Source organism: Amycolatopsis sp. PSD-21, from assembly GCF_055561455.1.
The window spans coordinates 3,389,574-3,413,262 of the sequence record NZ_CM145712.1; the positions used below are offsets into that span (position 1 = coordinate 3,389,574).

Here is a 23,689-nt window from a genome sequence, read left to right on the forward strand (position 1 = left end):
AGGTAACTTACCCAAGGGTCACTTACCTCAGGGTAAGATAACCGCCGTGACAGAAGCAAGGGCCGTCGGCACGAAGGGGGTGCCCCGCGAAGAGCGGGAGACCCAGATCGTGCGCGCCGGGACGGAGGAGTTCGGCAGGAACGGGTACGCCGGGGCGTCGATGGTGGAGATCGCCCGCCGGGTCGGCGTCACGAAACCCTTGCTGTACCAGTACTTCGGCTCGAAGGACGGGCTGTACCTGGCCTGCCTGCACCGCGCGGGGGACAGGCTGACCGAAGGCGTCGCCGAGACGATGGCGGCGGAGGCCGAACCGCCGGAACGGATGCCGCTCGCGGTGCTCTCGGCCATTTTCGAGACGTTCGACAACGACCGGTACGCCTGGAAGCTGCTCCGCGACCCGACGGTGCCCTCGACGGGTGAGATCGCCGGCGTCGCCATCGACTACCGCTACCGGCTCGACGGGTTCGCACTGGTCGGCGCCGCCCAGCTGATGCACTCGCGGGGCCTGGACGACGATCGCGACATCGAGGCGATCGCCCAGGTGTGGACCGGCGTGGTCGATTCGCTGATCAGCTGGTGGATCGACCAGCCGGACCAGGACGCCGCGGCGATGACCGAGCGCTGCGCGCGGATCATGCGGAACCTGTTCGGCTGGTGAACGAAAAACCACCCCGCCGGGAGATCCCGGGCGGGGTGGCTTTCCTCCAGCTCACACTGGATACGGTCGGGGTGCCCGGCGCCGCTCCGGACACCCCGGCCGTGCTCAGGACGCGGCGCTGGATTTGCCGCGCAGCTTGACGTTGGCCGTCGAGGCGTTCTTGATCGCCGTTTCGATCTGCGCCATCGTCGAGGACGAGGACAAGCCCGGCACCGTCGCCGACTTCAGCGCGTAGAGCGTGAAGGTGTAGGGATGGCTGGAGCCGCCTGGGCAGGGGCCGAAGTACTTCTGCGAGTTCGCCCCGCTGCCCATGGCCTTCTGCTTGGCGCCGTTCTGGTTCGGGACGGTGTAGCCCGCTCCCAGGCCCTCGGGCAGTGAAACTGTGGACCCCGCGGACGCTGGGATGTCCCAGATCGCCCAGTGCAGTTTGTTGCCGTTGTTGGCCACGTCGGCGAAGACGATCGCGTAACCCTTGGCGCCGGTGGTCCCGGCACCCCACGCCAGCGGCGGGGAGGTGTCCTGGCCGGCGGTGCCGTCACCGGCACAGGTGAACTTGTCCGGGATCGACGCGTTGTCGGCGAACGCGGAACTGGTCAGCTTGAACGCTCCCGGCTGCGAGGCACCGGGGAACTTCAGCCGGACCACGACGTTGTCGATCCCGCTCGGGGTGCCGCCGTTCTTGTCCGCGTTGGTCGAGGTGACCCACAGACCGCCGTCCGGGGTCTTGGTGACCGAGCGGAGCCTGCCCCAGCGGCCGGAGAACAGTGACTGCACGGAGCCGACGCCGTTGCCCGCCGCGTTGATCTGGGTGGCGAAGAGCTGCTCGCTGGTGACGGCCGCGACGTAGATCCAGTCGTTGACGATCTCGATCCCGCTCGGCCCGCCGGAACTGGTCGCCCAGGTCTTCTTCGGCGCGACCGTGCCACCGCAGGAGCCGCTGGTGCCCTCGCACTGGGGCCAGCCGAAGTTGCCGCCCTTCTGGATCAGGTTGAGCTCGTCCAGTTTGCCGTCCCCGAACTCCGAAGCCCACAGCTGGCCGCGGGAGTCCCACGCCAGGCCCTGCGGGTTGCGGTGCCCGAAGCTCCACACGTAGCGGGCGTTGCCGCCGGTGGAGAAGAACGGGTTGTCGCCCGGAGCCGATCCGTCGGGGTTGACTCGCAGGATCTTTCCGTTGAGCGAGCCCTTGTTCTGCGCCGTGTCCTTGTTCTGCCCGTCGCCGACGGTGGCGTAGAGCTTGCCGTCCGGGCCGAAGCGTAGCCTTCCGCCGTTGTGGTAACGGTTCTTGGCGATCCCGGTGAGCACCGGCGTCGAGGACGACGACAGCTTTCCGTTCTCGTAGGTCATTTTCACGATCCGGTTGTCGCCGGACGCCGTGTGATACAGGTAGATCGCGTGATCGGTGGCGTAGTTCGGCGAGATCGCGATGCCGAGCAGGCCGCCCTCGCCGTTGGTGCCGACCGCGCCGGGCACCTTGCCGACCGTGGTCTTCTCACCCGACGGCGTGATCCGCAGGATCTCGAACCGGTCCCGTTCGGTCGCCAGCGCCGTGCCGTCCGGCAGGAAGTCGACCGACCAGGCGAGGTCCGCCTTCGTGATGTCCCTGTCGTACTCGGGAATCCCGCCGCCCGCCGCGCCGCTGGTCTTCGCGGTCAGTGCGTTGCTCGCGGCCGAGGCGTTGCCGTCGAGGTCGCGCGCCTTGACCGTGAAGGTGTACGACGTGTTCGCCGTCAGACCGGTCACGGTGGCTTCGAGCGACGGCGTCGTCGCGACCTTCGTGGTGCCCTGGTACACGTCGTAGCCGGCGATCGTGCCGCTGTTGTCCGTGGAAGCGTTCCACGCCAGGGACACGCTGTTCGCCGTGACCGACGTCGAGCGGAGGTTCCCCGGTACCGTCGGCGGGGTGGTGTCCCCGCTGGGCGGCGTCGTGAACTGGACGACATTGCTTTGCTGCGAAGGGTTTCCGGCCGCGTCGAAGGCGCCGACCGAGATGTCGTAGGCCGTATTCGGCTGCAGGTCGTCGACGGTCGTGGTGAGCGTGTTCCCGTCGACGCTCTTGAGGACGTTGCCGCCCCGCATGACGTCGTAGCGGACCACGCCGACGTTGTCGGTCGCGGCCTCCCAGGTGAAGGTGGCGCTGCGGGCCTTGATGTCCTTGGCGGCCAGGTTCTTCGGCGGGGTCGGCGCTTCGGCGTCGAGCACCCCGCTCGCGGTGAGCTTGTCCGCGTTGGGCCCGCCGTTCGCGGTCGTCGCGGTGGTGCGGATCTTGTTGGCCCCCGCGGCCAGCGCGACGTCCTTCGTGACGGTCTTCCAGGTGGTCCACGCCCCGGTGCCGGGGAAGGACAGTGTCCCGGCGGCGGTACCGTTGACGCTCAAGGAGACGGGCCGGTCGATCGCGGTTCCGTTGGCGTAGCGGAAGGTCAGCGTCTGGGTTCCGGCCTGTGCGGCGTTCACCGTGTACTCGACATAGCTGCCGGCGACGTTGTCGAAGTTCACGAACCCGGTGCCGGAATAGCCCGCGTGGTTCTTTTCGACGGCGCCTTGGGAGATCGTCGCGGCTTCGGATTCGTGATCGGTCGGTGCCGCGCCGGCGGGCAGGGCCGGCAGGACGGCGAAGGTCATCGTCGTCGCGGCGGCACACGTGAGCAGCGCGCGCCACGGTGGTCGGGGTGCCACTGGAGCCTCCATGCGTGAAGTCGGGGTTCGGGAGGTGCAACGGCGGACCGGGCGAGCCCGGCGGGGGACGTGGAGTTTTAGTTAGGAAACTTTCCTATCTATGGTTCAGATCACACACCAGCGGGTGCTTCGTGTCAATACTTGACCAACATCAACACGGAGAGTCACACCCCCTCGCGTTTAGTCCTCTGGATGCGGTACTTGCGTGTGCAAGGACCGCATCCAGAGGACTAAACGCGAGGGGTTAGCTGCCGCGGCCAGTGGGACGCGGCTTCGGGGGCCGGCGGGGTCGCGAAAGCCACTTTCGCAACCTTCGAGGTTGCGAAAGCCACTTTCGCAACGTCGAGTCCGGTCGCTCGCCGCGCACCGAGCGCAGGTGTCGCGAAAGCCACTTTCAGGACGCCTGATGTCCCGAAAGTGGCTTTCGCGACACCCTCAAGCCGGCGACCACACCCAGCCGGGAGCAGCAGCCCCACCCGACGCGCGTGAAGGCCCCCTTCCCTCGGCTGAGCCGAGGGAAGGGGGCCTTCACGCGAGAACGGAAGCGTCAGCCGGCGATGTCCGCCCGCGCGATCACCTTCGTGATCCGCGCCCGCACCAACGACTCCTCCGGGACGGCGTTCCGTTTGCCGTAGGCCTCGGCCTTGTCCTCGCCCATGTACCGCCCGCCGAGCCTGGTCGCCCATTCGAGCATTTCGTCGAGGTCGTTGTGCAACACGGCTTCGGCGGTGAACTGCACGTACGAGTACGGCGGCTTCTGGTCGTCGACGGCCAGCGAAAGCCGCGGATCGCGTCGCAGCGCCTTCCCCTTGAGGGTGTCCGTGCCGGTGGTGAAGATCAGCTCGTCACCGTCCGGCCCTTCGTTCAGCAGGAACCACACCGGCGTCACGATCGCCGCCCCGTTGGCGCGGACCAGGCCGAGCATGCCCGTCCGCGTGCCCTCGCTCGCGAACTTCCACCATTCTTCCCTGCTCATTTCACGCATGAACCAGACGCTACCGCCGCCCGGAACGCCGGGCACCCCGGTCACCCGTGCGGGGTGGGAGGGTCGGCGACTAGCCTGGCCTGCTGTGCGAGACGACGAGCTGACCGGGATGGGGCTGGCCGACGAGGGGCTGACCCGCCGCCTCAAGGCGCTGGCCTGCACAGCGCCCTTGCACGACCTCGACGCGCGCAAGGCGAAGCTGGACTGGGCGGACGCCACGATCTACCAGATGGCCGAGATCGCCCTGCACACGATCGACCAGGTCACCGTCTCGATGGACTTCGACACCGGCGCCGATCACGACCAGGTGATCGCGCGGCTGCTGCCGTTCGTGGCGCTCCAGGCGCCCGGCCGGACGCCCGACGAGCACGCCAAGGTCGCCCGGTGGGTCCTCGACAACCTGATCAACGTCGGCACCACCGACCGCGGGTTCCGCCGCGTCTACGGCTCCATCGGCCCCGGCGGGGGCTACCAGCGCCGCCAGTTCGACTTCAAACTGCTCGTCGAGCTGGCCGCGCCCGACGGCGAGGTCTACCTGCGCGCCACCGACGAGGCGATCAACGTGCTCGTCGGCGCGCTGGACACCGACGTCGAGTCCGCCCAGATCGCGGCCGAGGTCAAACTGGAGAACCTGATCAACCGCGGCCGCCTCGCCGACGCGAAGCTCGCGGCGGAACAGGCCCGCTACCGGACGGTCCAGTACGGCGAGACCCTGCGCGCCAAACTCGACGCCACCCGCCGTGACGTGCGCGCCGTCGACTGGGAGCGTGAGGTCCCGGACCTGCTGGACCAGGCGCTGTCCCATATCGAGTCCCGGTTCCGCGCCGAGAACGCGATCCTCAAGAACATCACCGCGTCGCGGGACGAGACCGAGGACCTCGACCGCAAACGCCGCGCGGCCGAACTCGTCGACATCGTCAGCGACTGCATCCGCCGCCACACGCGGCTCCAGTCACGGCTGGCCGACGCGGGCGCGGTGTTCCGCGCCGAACAGGACCGCCAGCAGTTCTCCGGGCCGCCGCAGCGCGCGACGATCGACCTGTTCGGCCAGCTCCTGATGCCGACGCTGGGCCTGCCGATCGCCGAAGCCGTCGCGCCCGCCGAATCGTTCTTCCACGCCGGTGCCGGGATCTCCCCGCCGACCGTGCCGTCGCTGTCGTCGCTGGTGTCGCTGCTGCTGCGGCCCGCCCCTGAACGTGACCAGCTCGTCGGCGAGATCCCCGAACCCGAACTCATGCCAGCCGAGGTCACCGACCGGTTCGGTGACGAGCAGTGGCGCCTCGCCGACGACCTGCTCGACCTGCCGGAGGTGCCGCGGCGGCTGTCCGGGCTGCTCGAAGAGGCCCGCCGGATCGATCCCGCGCTCCCGGCCCTGGTCGCCCTGCGGGCGGTGCACGCCTACAGTCCCGAGGTCGGCGCGGCGCTCCGGCAGGGGGAGCGCCAGGTGCTGCTGGCCGTCGACGACGGCACGCTGCTCGAAGATCCCGAGTTCGGCGGAGCGGATCTGCTGCTTTCGTCGGCCACGGTCGATCGCCACGAAGAAGAAGAGGAGGAGGTCGCGTGACGACAACCGGGGACGTCGAATCCGCGGCCAGGCTGGTTTCCTTCGGCATGCGCCCGAAGCAGCTCCCGTCGCGCGACGTCGTGTACGGCGACCTCGTCCGGCGCTACGGCGAGGACAGGGCGTTCAAACAGCTCACGCACGCGGTCGCGGCGGGGCTCGGGCTGATGGTGCTGGAGGTCAACCTCCAGGCCGGGGCCGTGCTGGCGGCGACCGACGAGTCCGTCTTCGAGATCAAGATGGACAGCTACGCGCGGCAGAGCAAGATCCGCGAACGCCGGGAGACCGAGAAGGTCCTGCACGGTCTCGTCCACCTCGCCACCGCCGCGCTCGGCTACCCGCGCCCGGACGATCTCGCGAACGACACCTACATCGGCCGCGTCAGCGTCGAGCAGGTGGACGCGATGGTGCGCGAGGCCTGCCGGATCCTCGACGAGCGCGCGGCGGAAGCTGAGGCGAACAACGACCCGCTGGCCGACGCGCCCGAACTCGAACAGGCTTGGCGCGCCTATGCCCGGCGTCCGGCGGCGGCGGCGACCAAGGACGGCAGGCTGGCGTCGGACACCACGCGCGGCATGGTCGCGCGTGCCCTGCGTTTCCTCGCCGATCAAGGCTTTCTCGTCCAGGTCAGCGGAGAACAGGGCGGGACCTACCGGACGACACCGCGCTATCAGGTGCAGGTGCGCGAACTCGCCGCCGACGCGGCCTTCGACGACCTGCTGGAACTGAACGTGGTCTCGGTCGCCAACGGCGGCGGGACGTTGCGCGCGGCCGCGTCGGACACGCTTTAACCAAGGGGAGTCGATGTACGAGCTTTCGCGGGTTCGCCTGCACTCGGTGGGCCCGGCGGGCGCGCGGTACCAGGACGTCGTGCTGGACTTCAGCGGCGTCGGCGCGGCCATCACCGCCCCCAAACAGGACGCGCTGTTCAGCGCCGGGATCCACCTCGCGGGGGAGGGGCCGCCTCGGCGCCCGTCGCCGGCGAGCGTGCTGTTCCTGGAGAACGGCGGCGGCAAATCCGTCCTGATCAAGCTGATCTTCTCGGTCATGCTGCCCGGCCGCCGCCAGGTCGTCGGCACGACGAACACCAAGGTGCTGGAGAAGTTCGTCGCCGCCAAGGACGTCTCGCACGTCGTGCTGGAGTGGCTGCAGGTCGAGACCGGCCACCGGGTGATCACCGGCAAGGTGTCGGAATGGCGCGGGCACGTCGTGTCGGCCGACTCGGAGAACCTCGTCGATTCCTGGTACTGCTTCCGGCCGACGCCCTCGCTCGATCTGGACTCGCTCCCGCTGACGTCGGACGGCAGGCTGCTGACGATGTCCGGCTTCCACGACCAGCTCGACAAGGTGCACGGCGGTGAGCCGGAACTGGAGCTGTTCTGGACCCGGCGTCACCACGAATGGACGTCCCGGCTCGACGGCCTCGGCCTGGACACCGAGCTTTTCCGGTACCAGCGTGCGATGAACGCCGGTGAGGGCGAGGCGGCGGACGCCTTCGCGTTCAGCACCGACGAGGCGTTCGTCGAGTTCCTGTTGCGCGCGGTGCTTTCGGAGGAGGAACCGAAGGATCTCGCCGAGGTCGTCGCGACCTACGCGCACAACCTCGCGCAGCGCGGGGATCTGCTGTCGGAGCGCGATTTCGTCGCCGGTGCCCTCGATCTGCTCACCCCCCTGGCGGAAGAAGAAGGCGTCGCCGCCGCGTCACGGAAGCTCGCCGACGCGGCCCGCGCCGAAATGCGGACGCTGGCCGGTCAGGTCGCCGCGCGCGACAAGCTGGAGAACGAGCGGCTGAGCGGGCTCGAACAGCACGTCGACGAGGTGAAGTCCGCGGAGAAACTGGCCGAGGGCGACCACCGCCGTCTCGCCGCCGGGGTCACCGAACTCCGCCGCCTGGTCGGGAAACTGCGGCTCGACGAGGCGCAGGAGAGCAAGAAGCGGATCGACGGCGAACTGGCCGAGGCCAAGACCGCCGCCGAGGCCTGGCGTGAATGCGCCACCGTGCTCAACCACCTCAACGCTTCGCGCAAGGCCCGCGATTTCCGGGAACTGGTCGGGAATCGCGAGCAGAAGGCGCAGCCCGCGCTGCAGGCGCGCAACGCCGCCGCGGGCGCGCTCGCACGGGGCCTGCTGGCGCTGGCCAAGAACGCCACCGAGCAGGCGGCGAAGGCCGAAGCCCATGTCGGCGCCCTGCGTGCCGAGGCGGAGAAGGCCCAGGCGGAACGCGACGAGTCGGCGAACCTCGCGGCCTCGCGGCGGGCGGAGGCCCGAGGGCTGGGCGCGCGGATCGCCGAAATCCGTGAGGAGATCGCGGAATCCGTCCGGTCCGGCGCGCTCAAGGCCGGTGCCGACGTCGCCGAAGCGGCGCGCGCGGCCAGGGCCGAGGCCGAGGCGACCGCCGCGGAACTCGTCCGGCGCGAACAGGAACTCGAACGCGTCGCCGAGGATCTGCGGTCCGCGCAGGCCACCGTGAACGACGCGCACCGGCTCGCGGGGTCCACAAAGGACCGGCTGGAACGCGCTGCCGAGGAACTCGACCGGGCCAACCGGCGTACCGACGCACTCGCCGTCGAACCGCGGCTGAGCGAACTCCTCGGCGCGGACGACGTCACGCTGGAGACCGACCTTCCGGTGTTGCTGGAGCGGCTTCGCGAGGCGGGTTCGGCGGCGGAAAAGGAACAGACCGCGCTGCGGATGGAGGAATCGGTCGACGAGCGCGCGCTGAACGCGCTCGGTTCGGGCGGCCTCCTGCCCGCCACCGAAGAGGTCCAGGCCGCTTTGGACGCACTGGAAGCCGCCGGGATGAACGCGTGGTCCGGCTGGCGTTATCTGTCCACTTTGGACAAGAAGCGGCGGGCGGCCGTGCTGGCCCGTGCGCCCCAGCTCGTCTCGGGAATCCTGCTCAACGAGCCGGAGCAGGTGCGGCTCGCCGAGAAGGTCCTGGCGGAGCGGCGTCTGCTCCCCACCACGATCATCCCGGTCGCGACGACCGAGGCCACCACCACCGACCGCCTGCCGGACGAGGCCGGGATCGAGTTCCTCGTGCCGCCCAACCCGGCGATGTACGACGAGGAAGCCGCCGACGCCGAGCGTGAAGCCATCGCGCTGCGGCACGCGGAACGTCAGCGACGGCTGGAAGCGCTGGCGACGTCGCTGGCCGACGACAGCGCCCTGTCCTGGAAGCTCAAGACCTGGCGCGAGGACTATCCGCCCGGCAGCATCGCGACACTGGCCGAGCAGCTCCAGAACGCGCGCACCGCGCACGAAACCGCGCAGACCGCGTTGGAGCAGGCGGAAAAGGAGTTCCAGCGCCTCGGCGAGAAGGCGGCCGGGCTACGGGAACGGGTCCCCGAATTGCGCGCGGCTTCGGCCGAGGCGGGGGAGCGGGCCCGCGGGCTCGAAACGCTCGCCGCGCGGGCGGCGAAGATTCCCGAGTGGACGGACGACGTCGAACGCGCGACCGAGACCGCCGAACGGGCGGAGACGACGGCGGCCGAAGCCGCGGTGAAGGCGTCCCGGCTGCGTGAGCAGGCGAGCGAGGAGCAGCGCACCGCCGACGGGCACCGGCGCACGGCGACGACCGCGAAAGCGGAACTGGCCGAGGTGCCGGGATCGAGCGAGGTCACCGAAAACGACCCCGTGCCGGCCGAACCGGTGGACGCGTTGCGGCGTACTTTCGCGTCGGCTTCCGAGGCCTACGCGAAGGTGGAGGTCGGCAGCGACCTTCGTGCCGAACTCGATCAGGCCGAGAGTGTCGAGGCGTCCGCGCGGGCGGCCGTGGAGGCACTGGACGACGCCGTCCGCGAGCGGGCCTCGGCGCTGCTGGAGACACCCGACGGCTCCGACGCTTCGGCGCGGGCGGCGGCGCAGGCGCGGGCGAACCGCGCGGTCGCGGTGCTGGAGGAAGAGCGCACCGAGATCGTCGGGCTCGTCGCGACCCGCAGGGCGGAACTGGGCCAGCTGCCGGAACAGCCGTCCGCGATCGCCTCCGACGCACGGCCGAAGGACATCGAGCACGGCCTGGAGCTGATCGACGAGGCGAGTCTCGAAGTGTCCGCCGCCGCGCGGAAATGGGAAGAACTCCAGGAGCGCCGTGCCGCGGCCGAAGCGACGTTGGAGTCCGCGAAGGCCTCCGCGTCGGGATTCGGATTGCTGGCCGAATCCATGGCGCACCTTTTGTCCAAAGAGGACGAAGTGGCGGCGTTCGAGGGCGATGTCGAATCCGCGCGTGCCAAGCACTCCCGGCTCAACACCTCGCTCACCGAGGCGCAGGACGCCGCCGACGCGGGCGACCGCCGGGTGCGTGCCGCGGCCGACCAGCTGGCCCAGTACGCCACGGACAAGCGGTTCGAGAAGCTCAGCACGCCGGTGCGGCAGCAGGTGATCTCGGTCCGCCGCGATCAGCTGCCCGCCCACGCCGCGGAATGGGCGGAGGCGCTGCGGCCCCGGCTGCGCACGCTCACCGACGATCTCGCGCAGATCGACCGGCACCGCGGCGGCATCATCACCCGCCTGCAGGGCATGGTCGACGGCGCGCTGCGTACTCTCCGTGCGGCACAACGGGTTTCGCGGCTGCCGGACGGTCTCGGCGACTGGTCGGGCCAGGAGTTCCTGCGGATCCGCTTCACCGAACTCGAGGAGAACGTGCTCGCCGAGAAACTGGGCGAGGTCGTCGACGAGGCCGCGGTGGGGAAGACCTCCGACGGCCGGGATGTCAAGCGGGACGGGCTGTCCCTCGTGCTCCGCGGCGTGCAGGCCGCCGCTCCCAAGGGTTTCCGGGTCGACATGCTGAAGCCGGACTCCGTGCTGCGGACCGAACGCCAGCGGGTCTCCGAAATCCGGGACGTGTTCTCCGGCGGGCAGCAGCTGACCGCGGCGATCATCCTGTACTGCACCCTGGCGGCGCTGCGGGCGAACAACCGCGGCAAGGCCCGCAACCGGCATTCCGGCGTGCTGTTCCTCGACAACCCGATCGGCCGCGCGTCGGCGGGCTACCTGCTGGAACTGCAGCGCGCCGTCGCGGAGGCGCTGGGCGTCCAGCTGATCTACACCACCGGCCTGTTCGACGCCGGCGCGCTGAGCGAGTTCCCGCTGATCGTGCGGCTGCGCAACGACGCGGACCTCCGGGCGGGGCGCAAGTACCTGTCCGTCGACGCGACGATCCGGAACGCGACCGACGAACTCGGTGAGCCGGACGGCGTCGCGCGGCTCTCGGCGACTCGACTGTTCACACGACCGGCGGATGAGCCGGAGACCGAGGAGGAGACCGCCTAGGTGGCACATGGTGGCACTCCGGGGCACATGCGGTCGAGCACGGTGAGTCCTTCACCGTGACCCGCAGTGGTTCGCCCATCGCCCAGCTGGTCCCGCTGTGTCGACGGCACGCCGTTTCCCGTGACCAGTTCGCCACCGGCTCGGCGAACGCTCCGCTCATCGACCCGGACAGGTTCCGCGCGGACCTCGACGAGGCCTTCGAAGGGGAGGCGGACGATCCCTATGGCCGCTGAGGTCCACGGCCTGCTCGACACCAACATCCTCATTCTGCGGCGGTCGATCGATCACGCCCAGCTGCCGGATCTGATGTCGATCAGCACGATCACGCTCGCCGAGCTTTCGGCGGGTCCGCATTACGCCACCGACCCAGCCGAACGAGCCCGGCGCACGGATCTGCTGCAACGAGTGGAATCGGAATTCGATCCACTGCCGTTCGGTACCGAGGCGGCCCGCATCTTCGGCCGGGTGTCGGCGTCCGTGCTCGCGATGGGCAGGACGCCCCGGCGCCGGGTGGCCGACCTGATGATCGCCAGTGTGGCCATCGCGCACCGGATGCCGTTGTACACCACCAGCCCGCAGGATTTCGAAGGCCTGAAGGAACTTCTCGACGTCGTTCCGGTCACCCGGCCGGCGTGATGCCTTCCCGCGTCGAGGCCCGGTACTGCCCAGGAGCCTGACAACGAGCGCGGCGGAAAGCCCGGCTGAACGCGTACACCGACGTGTAGCCGACCGAGCGGGCGATGGTGTCCACCGTGTCGCCGGTGTCGCGCAGCCGGACGGCGGCCAGGTCCATCCGCCACTGGGTCAGGTACTCGCCGGGTGTCCGGCCGGTGGTTTCGCGGAAGCGGCGGGTCAGCGTGCTGCGCGAGGTCGCCAGTTCCGTCGCGAGCAGGTCGGTGGTCCACGGTTTCGCCGGGTCCTCGTGGATCTTCGCCAGCGCCACGCTGATCAGCGGATCGCCGAGGACACCCAGCCAGGTTCCCCGCGCCTCCGCCGGTTTCTCGGTCCGCCACGCGCGCAGCAGCTGGACCAGGAGGATGTCGACAAGCCGGTTGAGGACGAACTCGGTGGCGATCTGCGGGGAGGCCAGTTCCCGCGACAACAGCCGGACGGTGTCGTCCAGCCCGCCCCCGACGTGGTTCGCGCGGATGTGCACCAGCTCGGGCAGGGTGGCGAGCACCTGGGTGGACACCGCCGGGTCGTAGTCGTAGGACGCGCCGAGGACATGCGTCTCCACGTCCCCGGAGCCGAGGCGCAGCACGCCACCGCAGTCCCGCGCCTTCTCGGCCGCCGTGCACAGGTTGGGAATGATCGCGACGTCCGGAGCGCTGCGCAGAGTGTGCTCCGGGCCGTTCGGCAACAGGACGACGTCGCCGGGCATGAGCTGCCGCGGCGGATGCCCGGTGAGTTCCAGCCAGGCAGTGCCGCAAGTGACGGCATAGAAGGCGGCGCGGGAGATGCCGTGCCAGAGGATGCCCCACGGCCCGGACGCCTCGATCCGCGCTCCGGCGGTACCACGGACGCCGCCCACGGCGAGTGCTTCGGCCAACAGGTCCATGCCGCCGAGGATAGTGCGACAAACGGATATGTTCATGGCATCTTCAGGCATCGATACGGTCACCGGGTGCGTCATACGATCGAGGTCATGACTGACACGTTCGACTTCGACCAGATCAACCGCACCGTGATCGCCGAGTTCCGCGAGACCGGCGGCAAGGCGGGTGGCATGTTCGAGGGCTATCCGCTGGTCCTCGTCCACCACACCGGCGCGAAGTCCGGCACCCAGCGCATCGCGCCGCTCGTCCCGCTCCTCGAAGGCGACCGGATCTACATCTTCGCGAGCAAGGGTGGCGCCGACGACAACCCGGCCTGGTTCCACAACCTGGTGGCGCACCCGGACACGAAGGTCGAGCTTGGCACCGAGACCTTCCCGGTCCGCGCGCGGTTGCTCGCCGGCGCCGAGCGCGACGAGGTCTACGCCAGGCAGTCCGCCGTCATGCCGCAGTTCGCCGACTACCAGAGCAAGACCAGCCGGGTCATCCCGGTCTTCGAGCTGGAGCGGGTCTAGGACCTCGTGAGTGGTGAGGACGGTTCTCACCGTCCTCACCACTCACGAGCCCGGCGGGACGGCCATACCGCGCAGGTTGAACCGGATGCCGAACCGTTCCGCCAGTCCGGGCACGGTGATTTCGGTGATCAGGTTCCCGGTGACGCGGTCGAACCGCTTGATCTTGACCGGCGTCCTGCCGTCGAACCTCTCCTGGATCAGGGTGATCGACCGGTCCGTGAAGGCCGCCTGGCTGGACGAATCGCTGTCCGAGGTGAACCCGGTGCCGAACCGCGGCACGGTGACCCCGGACGCGATCTCGGTCGTCATGATCCGGCCGTCGGCGGCGAGCCATTCGAGGTGACCTCCCCGCAGGGCCCTGGCGTCGTACGTCTTCTGGGAGAACGTCTCGGGGTCGACCAGTTTCTCGGTGACGGGGCGGCCCTCGGCGTCCACGAGGGGCTGTTCGGCGTACTTGCCGTCGCCCGTGTTCCACGAAACGACGGTCGTCCGGGGCTTGCCGTCGGCGTCGGTGTAATCGGAAAGGAACGTGATGACACCGTCGTGACAGGGCACGTGCCGGTTGTGGTCTCCCGCGTCGAAGACCCCTCGCCAGGCGAGGACCTTTTCCTTTCCATCGGTCGCCGGGTACAGCTGGGAAAGCAGTTCCGGCTGCGCACTGGGATCGACCTTCGAGCGCATACCGGGAATCGCGGCCGACTCCGCGAAATGAGCTCCCGCATCGGTGGCGATCCCATTGAGGTCACCGCCGCACAGCGCGTTCATGAAGTAGTTTCCCTCGACCCGGTAAAGCCGTGAACCGGTCGAAGTGGTGACGGCAACCTGATTGGTGTATCCGGCTTCAGAGAAGCCTTCGTTGTAGACCGCGACGAAACCTGTGCCGCCGGGCAATGCGAAAGCCGACTGCTGATGCCCTGCCTTCTTGTTCTCGAAGCCGGCCAGGCCGTCCTTGCCGAGAATATAGTCGCGGTTGTCGTCGCTGAAGAACAGTCCGGTCTCCGACCATGCGATATGCGACTCGGTCATTCCGCTGGTCTCGATCAGCTGCGTTCCGCCGTCCGCCCGCACCAGGACCAGATAGCCGGGCTGCCGCTTTTCCGCCGGATTGTCGGCGGAGGTGTCCGGGCTGAGAGAGAACGCGACGACGGTCTCACCGAGTTTCACCGCGGCGGGATCGGCGATGTTCATCTCCGCTCCGCTGTCGGGCGAAGCACAGGCCGTCGTGAGCAGGAGCGCGCAGGCGGCGAGCGCGATGATTCTGAGGAGGCGCACCGGGCCGGATCCTCTCAGGCGGTGGGCGGTGCGGCCCGCACCCGGCGGGCCGCACCGTCCACTGGATGTGGTTACTTGATGGTCGCGTAGACCTCGGTGCTCTTGTCATCCTTGATGTTGTCGGGGTAGACGCCCGGCCCGCCGTTGCTGTCCAAGTCGACCTTGGCGCCGTGCTTGTAGGCCTTCCACACCAGCTCGGAGCAGTTCAGCTTCCCGTTGCTGTTGTCCTTGTTGTCGGCGAAGTTCGAGTCGTAGGGCAGATCACGGAACTTGTTGTAAGCGTGGTCGGCCGCCTTGTTGCGAGTGGACTGCTCGACATCGACGGACATTTTGTAGATGGGGCCGCACTTCTTCAGCGTGGCCGCCGTGACGGCCTTGCTCTTCTTACCCGAGCCGGGCGCCTCCACGATCGTCTTCGTCGTGTAGTAGATGCCGACGTGGTTGTGCTTGAAAACGGTGGTCTTGGCGTAGGAGTGGAAGATGTCTCCCTTGTTCCTCGCGTTTCCGACCGTCTTCTTCGTCTTGCAGGCGCCGTCGTCGGAGGAAGCGATTCCGATCTCGCTCGACGCGTCCGTTTCCGCGGCCTGTGCGGGCGCGGCGAACAGGCCGAACATCGCCGTTCCCGCCATTGCGGCGGTCGCGGCGGACGTCGCCAGGATTCTCCCGAATTCGGACATGGATCTCCCCACTCTTTCAACCGGTGGACAGCGGTACCCGGCGCGATCGCGCACAAGAACTCGGGTCCCGTTCCGTTGACGAAATCGAAAGTAACGGGTTCGAAGAGTCGCGGGAGTCCGGTGAACGCCTGACAGCCCGGAGGGCCGTGGCTCAGTTCGAGGTGACGAGGTAACCGATCACCGCGGTCTCCAGGACGAGCACCAGCACCAGGATCACCACGAGTCCCAGGTTGCGTTCCCGGCGTGAACGATCAGACTCGGTCACCGTGGGTTGCTCCTTCTGTGCTCTGGGTGTTCGGCAAGGATAACGTCGGTACTTTTCCCACCAGAAGTATCGGTATCCCGTACGGCCCCGGCAAGCCACCGGTAACCTCCCGCGCATGGCGGGTTCGGGGAGAGGCGCACCGGTTGATCGAATGGACCGGCGAGCGGGGTGTGCCGTGGACGTGATCACCTCTTCCGAAGCCATCGAACGCGACGCTCCGATGAGCCTGGTCCGCGTCCGGCCCGCGCCGGTGGTCCATGAGTAGCCCGGGCGCGAAGACCTACGCGAAACCGGACACCGGGTTCGCGTGGCTGCGGATGTTCGGGGCGATCCTGGTCGTCTTCGAGCACTGCTTCCCGATCATCGAGCCGAGCCGGATCACCAGCCTGCCGTCGAGCTGGAACATCTCGCTGGGGTACTTCGCGCTCATGGGCTTCTTCGCCATGAGCGGCTACCAGATCGCGGACAGCTGGCGGCGTGACTCCTCGTGGTGGCGGTACCTGCTCAAGCGGGTGCTGCGGATCTGGCCGCCGCTGCTGTTCGTGGTCATGGTGACGGCGTTCGTGATCGGGCCGCTGGTGACGGTGCTCAGCCCGCGTGAGTACTGGGGCAATCACGACACCTGGGGCTACGTCGTGAACAACGCGATGCTGTACCCGTTGCAGCATCTGCTCCCGGGCGTGTTCACCGAGAACCCGTACCCGTTCTCCGCGAACGGCTCGATCTGGACGCTCCCGATGGAGACCACCGGATATCTGATCGTGCTCGTCATCGGCTTGGTGGGCGGCCTCGCGCGCGGACGGATCGTGCTGTTCCCGCTGCTGCTGGCGTTCATGGTGGCGGACGGGTTCATGGGGGCTTCGGTCGGCTTCCACGGCAACGCGGGCTCGTTGTTCAGCGTGCCGCTGGGGTCGATGGTGGCGTTCCTGGTGGCTTTCGTCCTCGGCATGCTGCTGCACAGCTACCGGGACCTGATCCCGTTGCGCCCGGCCGTCGCGTACGCGCTGGTGGCGCTCTATCTCGTCGCGAACTTCACCCCGCCCATCGAACCCGCGACGCGTTTCATCCTGCCCATCGCCGCGGGCTACGGCGCGATCACCTGGGCGTACCACTGGCCGCGCCGGCTGGAGGGCTACGACCAGTGGGTCTATCCCAGTTACGGGATGTACGTGTGGGGAATGCCGGTGCAACAGCTGTACACCCTCGCCGGGGTGCGCGACTCGTACCTGCTGATCGTGCTCGCGGTGCCCACCGCGTACCTCTGCGGGGTGGTGTCCTGGCGGCTGATCGAACGGCCGACCCAGAAGCTGCGGATCTACCTCCGGGTGCCGGACGAAACCCGGTCCGGCGGCGGAAGACGCGCGCCGCACCCGGACGACGAGATCACCCAGGTGATCCCGGCCGTGCCGCCTCGGCCGCCTCGCCTGCCGGCGCCTCAAGTCGCTCGCTTCGAGCCGCGGCCCGGGGCACCGGTGGCCCACTGCCGGGAGCATCGGAACTGACGAGCCGGGGTTTTGTCGGACCCCGGTGATAGAACCGATCCGTGACCCCCAAGATCGATACCGCGCAGCGCCGCGCCCGCCTCGCGACGCGTCATCGGCTCGCCGCGCCCGCCGAGTCGGTGCACGCCGCCGCGGACGCGGTCGTCGCGTTGCACGCCACGGACCCGGCGTCGGTGCACCTGTCGGCGTGGGCGCGCGTGAAGGGCAGTGGCGTCGCCGAGCTGGAGAACGCGCTCTACGAAGAGCGGACGCTGATCCGGATGCTCGGCATGCGCCGCACGGTCTTCGTCCTCGGGCACGAGAACGCCGCGCTCGTGCAGGCCGCTTGTTCCGCCGACATCGCCAAGAAGCAGCGCCGCCTGCTCGAACAGCACCTCGGCACACAGGGGCACCCGGAGAACGTCACAGAACCCGGCCGCTGGCTCGCCGAGGTCGAAGACGCGACCGAGCGGGCGCTGAAAGCCAGGGGATCGGCGACGGCGCAACAGCTGTCCGAGGACGAGCCGCGGCTCAAGCAACAGCTGTTGATGGCGAAGGGAAAGCCGTACGAGGCGATCGCCAACGTCACCAGCCGGGTCCTCTTCCAGCTCGCGGTCGACGGCCGTATCGTGCGCGGCCGTCCGCGCGGAAGCTGGATCAGCAGTCAGTACTACTGGGCGCCGATGGAGGGCTGGTTGCCACAGGGCCTCGCCGAATGGGACGCCGACGCCGCCCGCGTCGAGCTCGCCCGAAGGTGGCTCTACGCCTACGGCCCCGCGCCGATCGCGGACCTCCGTTGGTGGACGGGCTGGACGGCGGGGCAGACGAAGAAGGCGCTCGCCGAGATTCAACCGGTCGAGGTCGACCTCGACGGTGTTCCCGGCGTGGTGCTGGCCGACGATCTGGAGCCGGTCGCGGAGCCCGAACCCTGGGTCGCGCTGCTCCCGTCGCTCGATCCGACGTCGATGGGCTGGATCGAGCGCGACTGGTATCTCGGCCCGCACAAGGCGCCGCTGTTCGACGGTACCGGCAACATCGGGCCCACGGTCTGGGCCGACGGCCGCATCGTCGGCGGCTGGGCGCAGCGCCCGGACGGCGAGATCGTCCATCACCTCCTGGAGGACGTCGGCACGGACGTCGAGCGGGCCGTCGAGGCGGAGGCGAACCACCTGGCCGAGTGGTTCGGAGAGGTGCGAGTCACGCCACGAATGCGGACACCGTTGGAGCGACGGCTAGCACAAGGAAGCTGAGAGTTTCCCCAAGACGGCCTGGTAGCGATGGTCTTAATCGATTCTTGACCTGACCCACCGAGTGGTGGAAGTCTCGTCAGGGCAAAGAGGGTCGCCCGAGCACGCACGCTAGGGTTGCGCCCGAGTAAAGGACGTCTTACCGGGGCGATCCCGGACGAGTCTCAAGGGAGTGGCAGCAGTGACGGTTCGCGTAGGTGTCAACGGCTTCGGCCGCATCGGCCGCAACTTCTTCCGGGCCGTGCAGGCCGCCGGTCACGACATCGAGGTGGTCGCGTTCAACGACCTCGGCGACGTCGCCACCATGGCCCACCTGCTCAAGTACGACTCCATCCTCGGCCGCTTCCCGGGCGAGGTCAGCGTCAGCGACGAGGGCATCGTCGTCGACGGCAAGACGATCAAGGCCCTCGCCGAGCGCGACCCGGCCAACCTGCCCTGGGGCGACCTCGGCGTGGACGTCGTCGTCGAGTCGACCGGTTTCTTCACCAACGGCGACGCCGCCAAGGCGCACATCGCCGGTGGCGCCAAGAAGGTCATCATCTCCGCGCCCGCCAAGGGTGAGGACCTGACCGTGGTCCTCGGCGTCAACGACGACAAGTACGACGGTTCGCAGACGATCATCTCGAACGCGTCCTGCACCACCAACTGCCTCGGCCCGCTGGCAAAGGTCCTCAACGACGCCTTCGGCATCGAGCAGGGCCTGATGACCACGATCCACGCGTACACGCAGGACCAGAACCTGCAGGACGCGCCGCACAAGGACCTGCGCCGCGCCCGCGCCGCCGCGCTGAGCATGGTCCCGACCTCGACCGGTGCCGCCAAGGCCATCGGCCTGGTCCTGCCGGAGCTCAACGGCAAGCTCGACGGCTACGCGGTCCGCGTCCCGGTCCCGACCGGTTCGGCCACCGACCTCACCGTCACGCTGACCAAGAGCGCGACCCTCGAGGAGATCAACGCCGCGTACAAGGCCGCCGCCGAGGGCCCCCTGGCCGGCATCCTGCGCTACAGCGACGACCCGATCGTCTCGGCCGACATCGTCACCGACCCGGCGTCCTGCATCTACGACGCGCCGCTGACCAAGGTCATCGGCAACCAGGTCAAGGTCGTCGGCTGGTACGACAACGAGTGGGGCTACTCCAACCGCCTCGCCGACCTCGTCAAGCTCGTCGGCACCAAGCTTTCCTGACCCATGGCGCTGAAGAACCTCGAAGACCTGCTGGGCGAGGACGTTTCGGGCCGGTTCGTACTCGTGCGATCCGACCTGAACGTCCCGCTCGACGGGGAGACCATCACCGACGACGGCCGCGTCCGCGCGGCCCTGCCGACCCTCAAGCGTCTCGCCGAGGCGGGCGCGAAGGTGGTCGTCACGGCGCACCTCGGCCGTCCCAAGGGCGAGCCGGACCCGAAGTTCTCGCTCGCGCCCGTCGCCGCGAAGCTCACCGAGCTGCTCGGCGTCGACGTCCCGCTGGCCGGTGACCTGGTCGGCGAGTCCGCCAAGGTCACCGTCGCCGGCCTGACCGACGGCCAGGTGGCCCTGCTGGAGAACGTGCGTTTCGACGCGCGCGAGACCAGCAAGGTCGAGTCCGAGCGGCAGGAGCTGGCCGCCGAGCTGGCCGCGCTCGTCCCGGGCGGCGCGTTCGTCTCCGACGGTTTCGGTGTCGTGCACCGCAAGCAGGCCTCGGTCTACGAGATCGCGCGTGCGCTTCCGGCGTACGCGGGCGGTCTGGTGCTGGCCGAGGTCGACGTCCTCAAGAAGCTGACCGAGGACCTCGCGCGTCCGTACGTCGTCGTCCTCGGCGGCGCCAAGGTCTCGGACAAGCTGGGTGTCATCGCGAACCTGCTGACCAAGGTCGACAGGCTGCTCATCGGCGGCGGCATGGCGTACACCTTCCTCAAGGCCCAGGGCCACGAGGTCGGGAACTCGCTGCTGCAGGAGGACCAGCTGGAGCAGGTCCGCGGCTTCCTCGCCGAGGCGGAGAAGCGCGGCGTCGAGCTGATCCTGCCGGTGGACGTCCTCGCCGCGACGGGCTTCGCGGCCGACGCGGAGTTCGACGTCGTCGACGCGACGGCCATCCCGGCCGGGCGGATGGGTCTCGACATCGGCCCGAAGTCGCGGGAGCTGTTCGCGGGCAAGCTGGCCGACGCGGCGACCGTGTTCTGGAACGGCCCGATGGGCGTGTTCGAGTTCGAGTCCTTCGCCGGCGGCACCCGTGCCGTGGCCGAAGCGCTGGTCGAGAGCGACGCGTTCACCGTGGTCGGCGGGGGAGACTCCGCCGCGGCCGTGCGGCAGCTCGGCCTGCCGGAGGACGGCTTCTCGCACATCTCGACCGGCGGCGGCGCGTCGCTGGAGTACCTGGAGGGCAAGGAACTGCCCGGAGTCGCTGTGCTGGGAGAGAACGACTAGTGGCGCGCAAACCGCTCATCGCCGGCAACTGGAAGATGAACCAGAACCACCTCGAAGCCATCGCGCTGGTTCAGAAGATCGCCTTCGCCCTGCCGGAGAAGTACTACGCGAAGGTCGACGTCGCGGTCCTGCCGCCGTTCACCGACATCCGCAGCGTCCAGACGCTGACCGACGGCGACAAGCTGTCGCTCACCTACGGCGCCCAGGACCTGTCGCCGCACGACTCCGGTGCCTACACCGGTGACGTGTCGGGCCCGATGCTGGCGAAGCTGGGCTGCAGCTTCGTCACCGTCGGGCACTCGGAGCGGCGTGAGTACCACGGCGAATCCGACGAACTGGTGAACAAGAAGGTCAAGGCCGCGCTCAAGCACGGCATCACGCCGATCCTGTGCGTGGGGGAGAAGCTCGAGGTCCGCGAGGCCGGCGAGCACATCGCCCACACCACGACCCAGCTGGTCGAGGGCCTCAAGGGGCTCAAAGCCGAGCAGGTCAAGGACGTCGTCGTCGCCTACGAGCCGGTCTGGGCGATCGGGACCGGCAAGGTCGCGACCCCGCAGGACGCCGAGGAGGTGTGCGGAGCCATCCGCGCCACCCTCGCCGAGAAGTACGGTGCCGAGGTCGCGTCCTCGGTCCGGGTGCTCTACGGCGGCTCGGCCAAGGCCAACAACATCAGTGACCTCGTCGCCTGCGAGAACATCGATGGTGCGCTCGTCGGTGGTGCCAGCCTGGATGGTGACGAGTTCACCAAACTCTGCGCACTCGCCGCGGGCGGGCCCCTGCCCTGATCGGGGCACCTACCGGGTAACCTGGGTATCCGGTCCGTCACACAGCAGTGGACGAGTCCAGGAGTACGGTGTGTCCTGGTGGCCAAGAGCCGCCTGTGCACACCGTTTTCCTGCATTCTCCAAGAGCGCAGAGGATGACATGAAGCTGTTCCTGCAAATCCTGTTGATCGCCTCCAGCGTGCTGCTGGTGGTCGCCGTGTTGCTGCACCGCGGCCGTGGTGGCGGTCTGTCTTCGCTGTTCGGTGGCGGTATGCAGTCGAGCCTCTCCGGCTCGAGCGTGGCCGAGAAGAACCTCGACCGGATCACGCTGCTGCTGGGCGCGGTGTGGCTGATCAGCATCATCGGCCTCGGGCTCCTGCTCAAGGTCTGATCGATCCAGGTGTTTCGGCGTGCCTATGGGGGGCGCGCCGCCGATCCCTATAGGTGTGAGGATTCATGGTTGGCGGTAACGCGATTCGGGGCACCCGTGTGGGTGCCGGTCCTTCGGGCGAATCGGAACGGGGTGAGTCGGCGCCGAGGCGCCGCATTTCCTACTGGTGCGCCAACGGGCATGAGGCACAGCCCTCGTTCTCGATGGACGCGGAGATCCCCGACGAGTGGGACTGCCCGCGCTGCGGGCTCCCCGGTGGGCAGGACGAGAAGAACCCTCCTGCCGCGCCGCGGACCGAGCCTTACAAGACTCACCTCGCGTACGTGAAGGAACGGCGTTCCGACGCCGACGGCGAGGCCATCCTCGCCGAGGCGCTGGAGCGGTTGCGCCAGCGCCGGGAGATCTAGCCTTCGCTCACCGGTCGAGCGGGTACCGGGCACGCACCCGGAACCCGCCGTCCTCGGTGTCGGCGGTCTCGAAGCTCCCACCCAGCAGTCGAGCGCGTTCGGCCAGCCCGGTCAGCCCATGCCCTCCCGAGGGCAGGGCCGCACCGGGGGTCCGGGCGCGCTCGTTGCGTATTTCGACCTTGAGCGAACCGTGCTCGCCCTGGATCCGGATGGTCGCGGTGGCGCCGGGCGCGTGCTTGTGCACGTTGGTCAGGCATTCCTGCACGGTCCGGTAGGCCGCCGCCGAAACCTGGCTGGGCAGCAGGTCGGGGATCCGCTCGACGGTCAGATGCACCGGGACGTCCGAACCGCGGATCAGCCGGTCGAGTTCGTTGATCCCCGGCCGGGGCCCGTCGTCTTCGGAGCCCGAGCGGAGCACGCTCACGAGTGAACGCAGTTCCTCGAGCGTCTTGGTGCTCAGCTTGCGGATGACCTGCGCGGTTTCGAGCGACCGGGCGTCGGTGGTCTGGGCCTGCAGTGCGCCCGCCTGCATCGCGATCAGCGTGATCTGGTGCGAGACGACGTCGTGCATCTCCCGCGCGAGGCGGGCGCGCTCCTCCGCGCGGACGGCGTCGGCGTGGAAGCGGCGTTCGCGGTCGCGGCTGGCGGCGAGTTCGGACAGCTTCTGTGAGATCTCCGTCCGCGCTCCGATGAGCAGGCCGATGGCCACCGGCATCCCGGCGACGATGACGCCGTAAATGCCGTCCAAGACGTGCTCGCGCCAGCTGAGCTCGACGAAGTCGGCCAGCGGCCACTGGACGAACCGGCAGGTGAAGACGAGCGCGAACCCGGTCCAGGTCTGCCAGTGCATCTGTTTGCGGGTGGCGAGGAACCCGAGCGCGATCATCGCGGCCAATTGCGACCAGCCGGCCAGGAACCCCGGGACGGTCACGATCACCGCGAGGAACGGCAGCTTGCGCCGGAAGGCGAGGCCGAGGCACGCGGCGCCGGACAGGTAGATCGAGTACGGCTGAGCCTTCTCGGGGATCACCAGCCACACGTCGAGCGCGGCAAGGAAGATCGCGAGTGTGTCGATGCCCAGCGCGACCAGCGCCGGGCGTTTGATCTTGGCGAACGAAATGACCCCGGCGGCACGGCGCATCCGGTCGGCGGCGTCCGCTCCGGAGCCGCCCACCGAGATACCTGGCATCGAGAGACCCTCTGTGCTCATCGCTGGCGACCTCACTCGTCTTGTGGACTTGAATGGTGAGACGTGTTCTTCGCCCGATCGGGACGCGCAGGAACGAACAAATGTGCGGATGCTAACGGGTGGATGTACAAGGGCGGTAAGTTTCCCCCAGTCGGGCTAGCGACTGTCCGGTCACTGTCCGCTCTGCGGACAAGTGCATGAACGTTCGGTCGGTCGAATCCACACCGGACCACCCGGGCTCGGTGGTCCGTTGATCGTTTCGACGCGCGAACAAGTCCTCTCTGATGCGAAAGCCGCCGGAAGTTGATCTACGTCACGTTTCGAGGCCGCGCGGTGACCCTGCCGCGCGAAGTCCGTGAAGGCCTCCTTCACTACC

20 protein-coding genes are annotated in these 23,689 nt (G+C 68.6%); 14 read left to right on the forward strand and 6 right to left on the reverse strand.

Annotated features, from left to right (window positions below; genetic code table 11):
* Positions 1–46: 46 nt before the first annotated feature.
* A complete protein-coding gene (locus ACZ1DY_RS16445) occupies positions 47–658 on the forward strand; it encodes a TetR/AcrR family transcriptional regulator (protein WP_465484855.1) in 612 nt (203 codons plus the stop codon).
* Between the two features lie 105 nt (positions 659–763).
* On the opposite strand, the gene ACZ1DY_RS16450 is transcribed toward ACZ1DY_RS16445, so the two are convergent.
* Complete coding sequence (locus ACZ1DY_RS16450) at positions 764–3,277, reverse strand: PQQ-dependent sugar dehydrogenase (protein WP_465485671.1); 2,514 nt, start codon at positions 3,275–3,277, stop codon at positions 764–766.
* 601 nt (positions 3,278–3,878) lie between these two features.
* Positions 3,879–4,316: a PPOX class F420-dependent oxidoreductase gene (locus ACZ1DY_RS16455; protein WP_257487728.1), complete on the reverse strand. Its 438-nt coding sequence runs from the start codon at positions 4,314–4,316 to the stop codon at positions 3,879–3,881.
* Between the two features lie 109 nt (positions 4,317–4,425).
* Here ACZ1DY_RS16455 and ACZ1DY_RS16460 point away from each other — a divergent pair, with 109 nt between their 5' ends.
* From ACZ1DY_RS16460 to ACZ1DY_RS16480, 5 genes are read left to right on the forward strand one after another with little or no spacing between them, the layout of a single operon-like run.
* Complete coding sequence (locus ACZ1DY_RS16460) at positions 4,426–5,880, forward strand: hypothetical protein (RefSeq protein ID WP_465485672.1); 1,455 nt, start codon at positions 4,426–4,428, stop codon at positions 5,878–5,880.
* A 47-nt stretch (positions 5,881–5,927) separates the two neighbouring features.
* Positions 5,928–6,668 (forward strand): hypothetical protein, encoded by a 741-nt coding sequence (locus ACZ1DY_RS16465; protein ID WP_046199931.1) that lies wholly within the window; start codon positions 5,928–5,930, stop codon positions 6,666–6,668.
* A 13-nt stretch (positions 6,669–6,681) separates the two neighbouring features.
* The gene (locus tag ACZ1DY_RS16470) at positions 6,682–11,148 is read left to right on the forward strand and encodes a hypothetical protein (RefSeq protein ID WP_465484856.1); all 4,467 of its coding nucleotides are present in this window, start codon (positions 6,682–6,684) and stop codon (positions 11,146–11,148) included.
* A gap of 56 nt (positions 11,149–11,204) precedes the next feature.
* Positions 11,205–11,381 carry a hypothetical protein gene (locus ACZ1DY_RS16475; protein WP_465484857.1) on the forward strand — a complete coding sequence of 59 codons (177 nt, stop codon included), beginning with the start codon at positions 11,205–11,207 and terminating at the stop codon, positions 11,379–11,381.
* A complete protein-coding gene (locus ACZ1DY_RS16480) occupies positions 11,371–11,784 on the forward strand; it encodes a PIN domain-containing protein (protein ID WP_465484858.1) in 414 nt (137 codons plus the stop codon). Before ACZ1DY_RS16475 ends, ACZ1DY_RS16480 begins: the two co-directional genes overlap by 11 nt.
* Here ACZ1DY_RS16480 and ACZ1DY_RS16485 read toward each other — a convergent pair.
* Positions 11,768–12,706: an AraC family transcriptional regulator gene (locus ACZ1DY_RS16485; RefSeq protein WP_465484859.1), complete on the reverse strand. Its 939-nt coding sequence runs from the start codon at positions 12,704–12,706 to the stop codon at positions 11,768–11,770. The genes ACZ1DY_RS16480 and ACZ1DY_RS16485 overlap by 17 nt on opposite strands.
* Positions 12,707–12,793: 87 nt before the next feature.
* Here ACZ1DY_RS16485 and ACZ1DY_RS16490 point away from each other — a divergent pair, with 87 nt between their 5' ends.
* On the forward strand, positions 12,794–13,216 hold the full coding sequence (locus ACZ1DY_RS16490) for a nitroreductase family deazaflavin-dependent oxidoreductase (RefSeq protein WP_257487723.1): 423 nt from the start codon (positions 12,794–12,796) through the stop codon (positions 13,214–13,216).
* A 42-nt stretch (positions 13,217–13,258) separates the two neighbouring features.
* Here the strand turns inward: ACZ1DY_RS16490 and ACZ1DY_RS16495 are convergent, their stop codons facing one another.
* Positions 13,259–14,488 (reverse strand): hypothetical protein, encoded by a 1,230-nt coding sequence (locus ACZ1DY_RS16495; protein ID WP_465484860.1) that lies wholly within the window; start codon positions 14,486–14,488, stop codon positions 13,259–13,261.
* 71 nt (positions 14,489–14,559) lie between these two features.
* The gene (locus tag ACZ1DY_RS16500; protein WP_465484861.1) at positions 14,560–15,165 is read right to left on the reverse strand and encodes a hypothetical protein; all 606 of its coding nucleotides are present in this window, start codon (positions 15,163–15,165) and stop codon (positions 14,560–14,562) included.
* Between the two features lie 522 nt (positions 15,166–15,687).
* Between ACZ1DY_RS16500 and ACZ1DY_RS16505 the strand changes: the two genes are divergently transcribed.
* The 7 genes from ACZ1DY_RS16505 to ACZ1DY_RS16535 all read left to right on the forward strand — a co-directional run bounded on the left by ACZ1DY_RS16505 (position 15,688) and on the right by ACZ1DY_RS16535 (position 22,124).
* Positions 15,688–16,932 (forward strand): acyltransferase family protein, encoded by a 1,245-nt coding sequence (locus tag ACZ1DY_RS16505; RefSeq protein ID WP_465484862.1) that lies wholly within the window; start codon positions 15,688–15,690, stop codon positions 16,930–16,932.
* A 41-nt stretch (positions 16,933–16,973) separates the two neighbouring features.
* Positions 16,974–18,161 (forward strand): winged helix DNA-binding domain-containing protein, encoded by a 1,188-nt coding sequence (locus tag ACZ1DY_RS16510; protein ID WP_257487719.1) that lies wholly within the window; start codon positions 16,974–16,976, stop codon positions 18,159–18,161.
* 178 nt (positions 18,162–18,339) lie between these two features.
* Positions 18,340–19,344: a type I glyceraldehyde-3-phosphate dehydrogenase gene (gene gap, locus ACZ1DY_RS16515; RefSeq protein WP_038515534.1), complete on the forward strand. Its 1,005-nt coding sequence runs from the start codon at positions 18,340–18,342 to the stop codon at positions 19,342–19,344.
* Positions 19,345–19,353: 9 nt separating this feature from the next.
* Complete coding sequence (locus ACZ1DY_RS16520; RefSeq protein WP_306856058.1) at positions 19,354–20,562, forward strand: phosphoglycerate kinase; 1,209 nt, start codon at positions 19,354–19,356, stop codon at positions 20,560–20,562.
* Positions 20,562–21,347, forward strand: a complete 786-nt coding sequence (tpiA, locus tag ACZ1DY_RS16525) for a triose-phosphate isomerase (RefSeq protein WP_034311753.1) — start codon at positions 20,562–20,564, stop codon at positions 21,345–21,347. Before ACZ1DY_RS16520 ends, tpiA begins: the two co-directional genes overlap by 1 nt.
* A gap of 139 nt (positions 21,348–21,486) precedes the next feature.
* Entirely contained in the window at positions 21,487–21,717 is a 231-nt protein-coding gene (secG, locus tag ACZ1DY_RS16530; RefSeq protein WP_016333144.1) for a preprotein translocase subunit SecG, read from the forward strand.
* Positions 21,718–21,782: 65 nt separating this feature from the next.
* Positions 21,783–22,124: an RNA polymerase-binding protein RbpA gene (locus ACZ1DY_RS16535; RefSeq protein WP_034311760.1), complete on the forward strand. Its 342-nt coding sequence runs from the start codon at positions 21,783–21,785 to the stop codon at positions 22,122–22,124.
* Between the two features lie 7 nt (positions 22,125–22,131).
* On the opposite strand, the gene ACZ1DY_RS16540 is transcribed toward ACZ1DY_RS16535, so the two are convergent.
* A complete protein-coding gene (locus tag ACZ1DY_RS16540) occupies positions 22,132–23,334 on the reverse strand; it encodes a sensor histidine kinase (RefSeq protein ID WP_167373484.1) in 1,203 nt (400 codons plus the stop codon).
* Positions 23,335–23,689 lie beyond the last annotated feature (355 nt).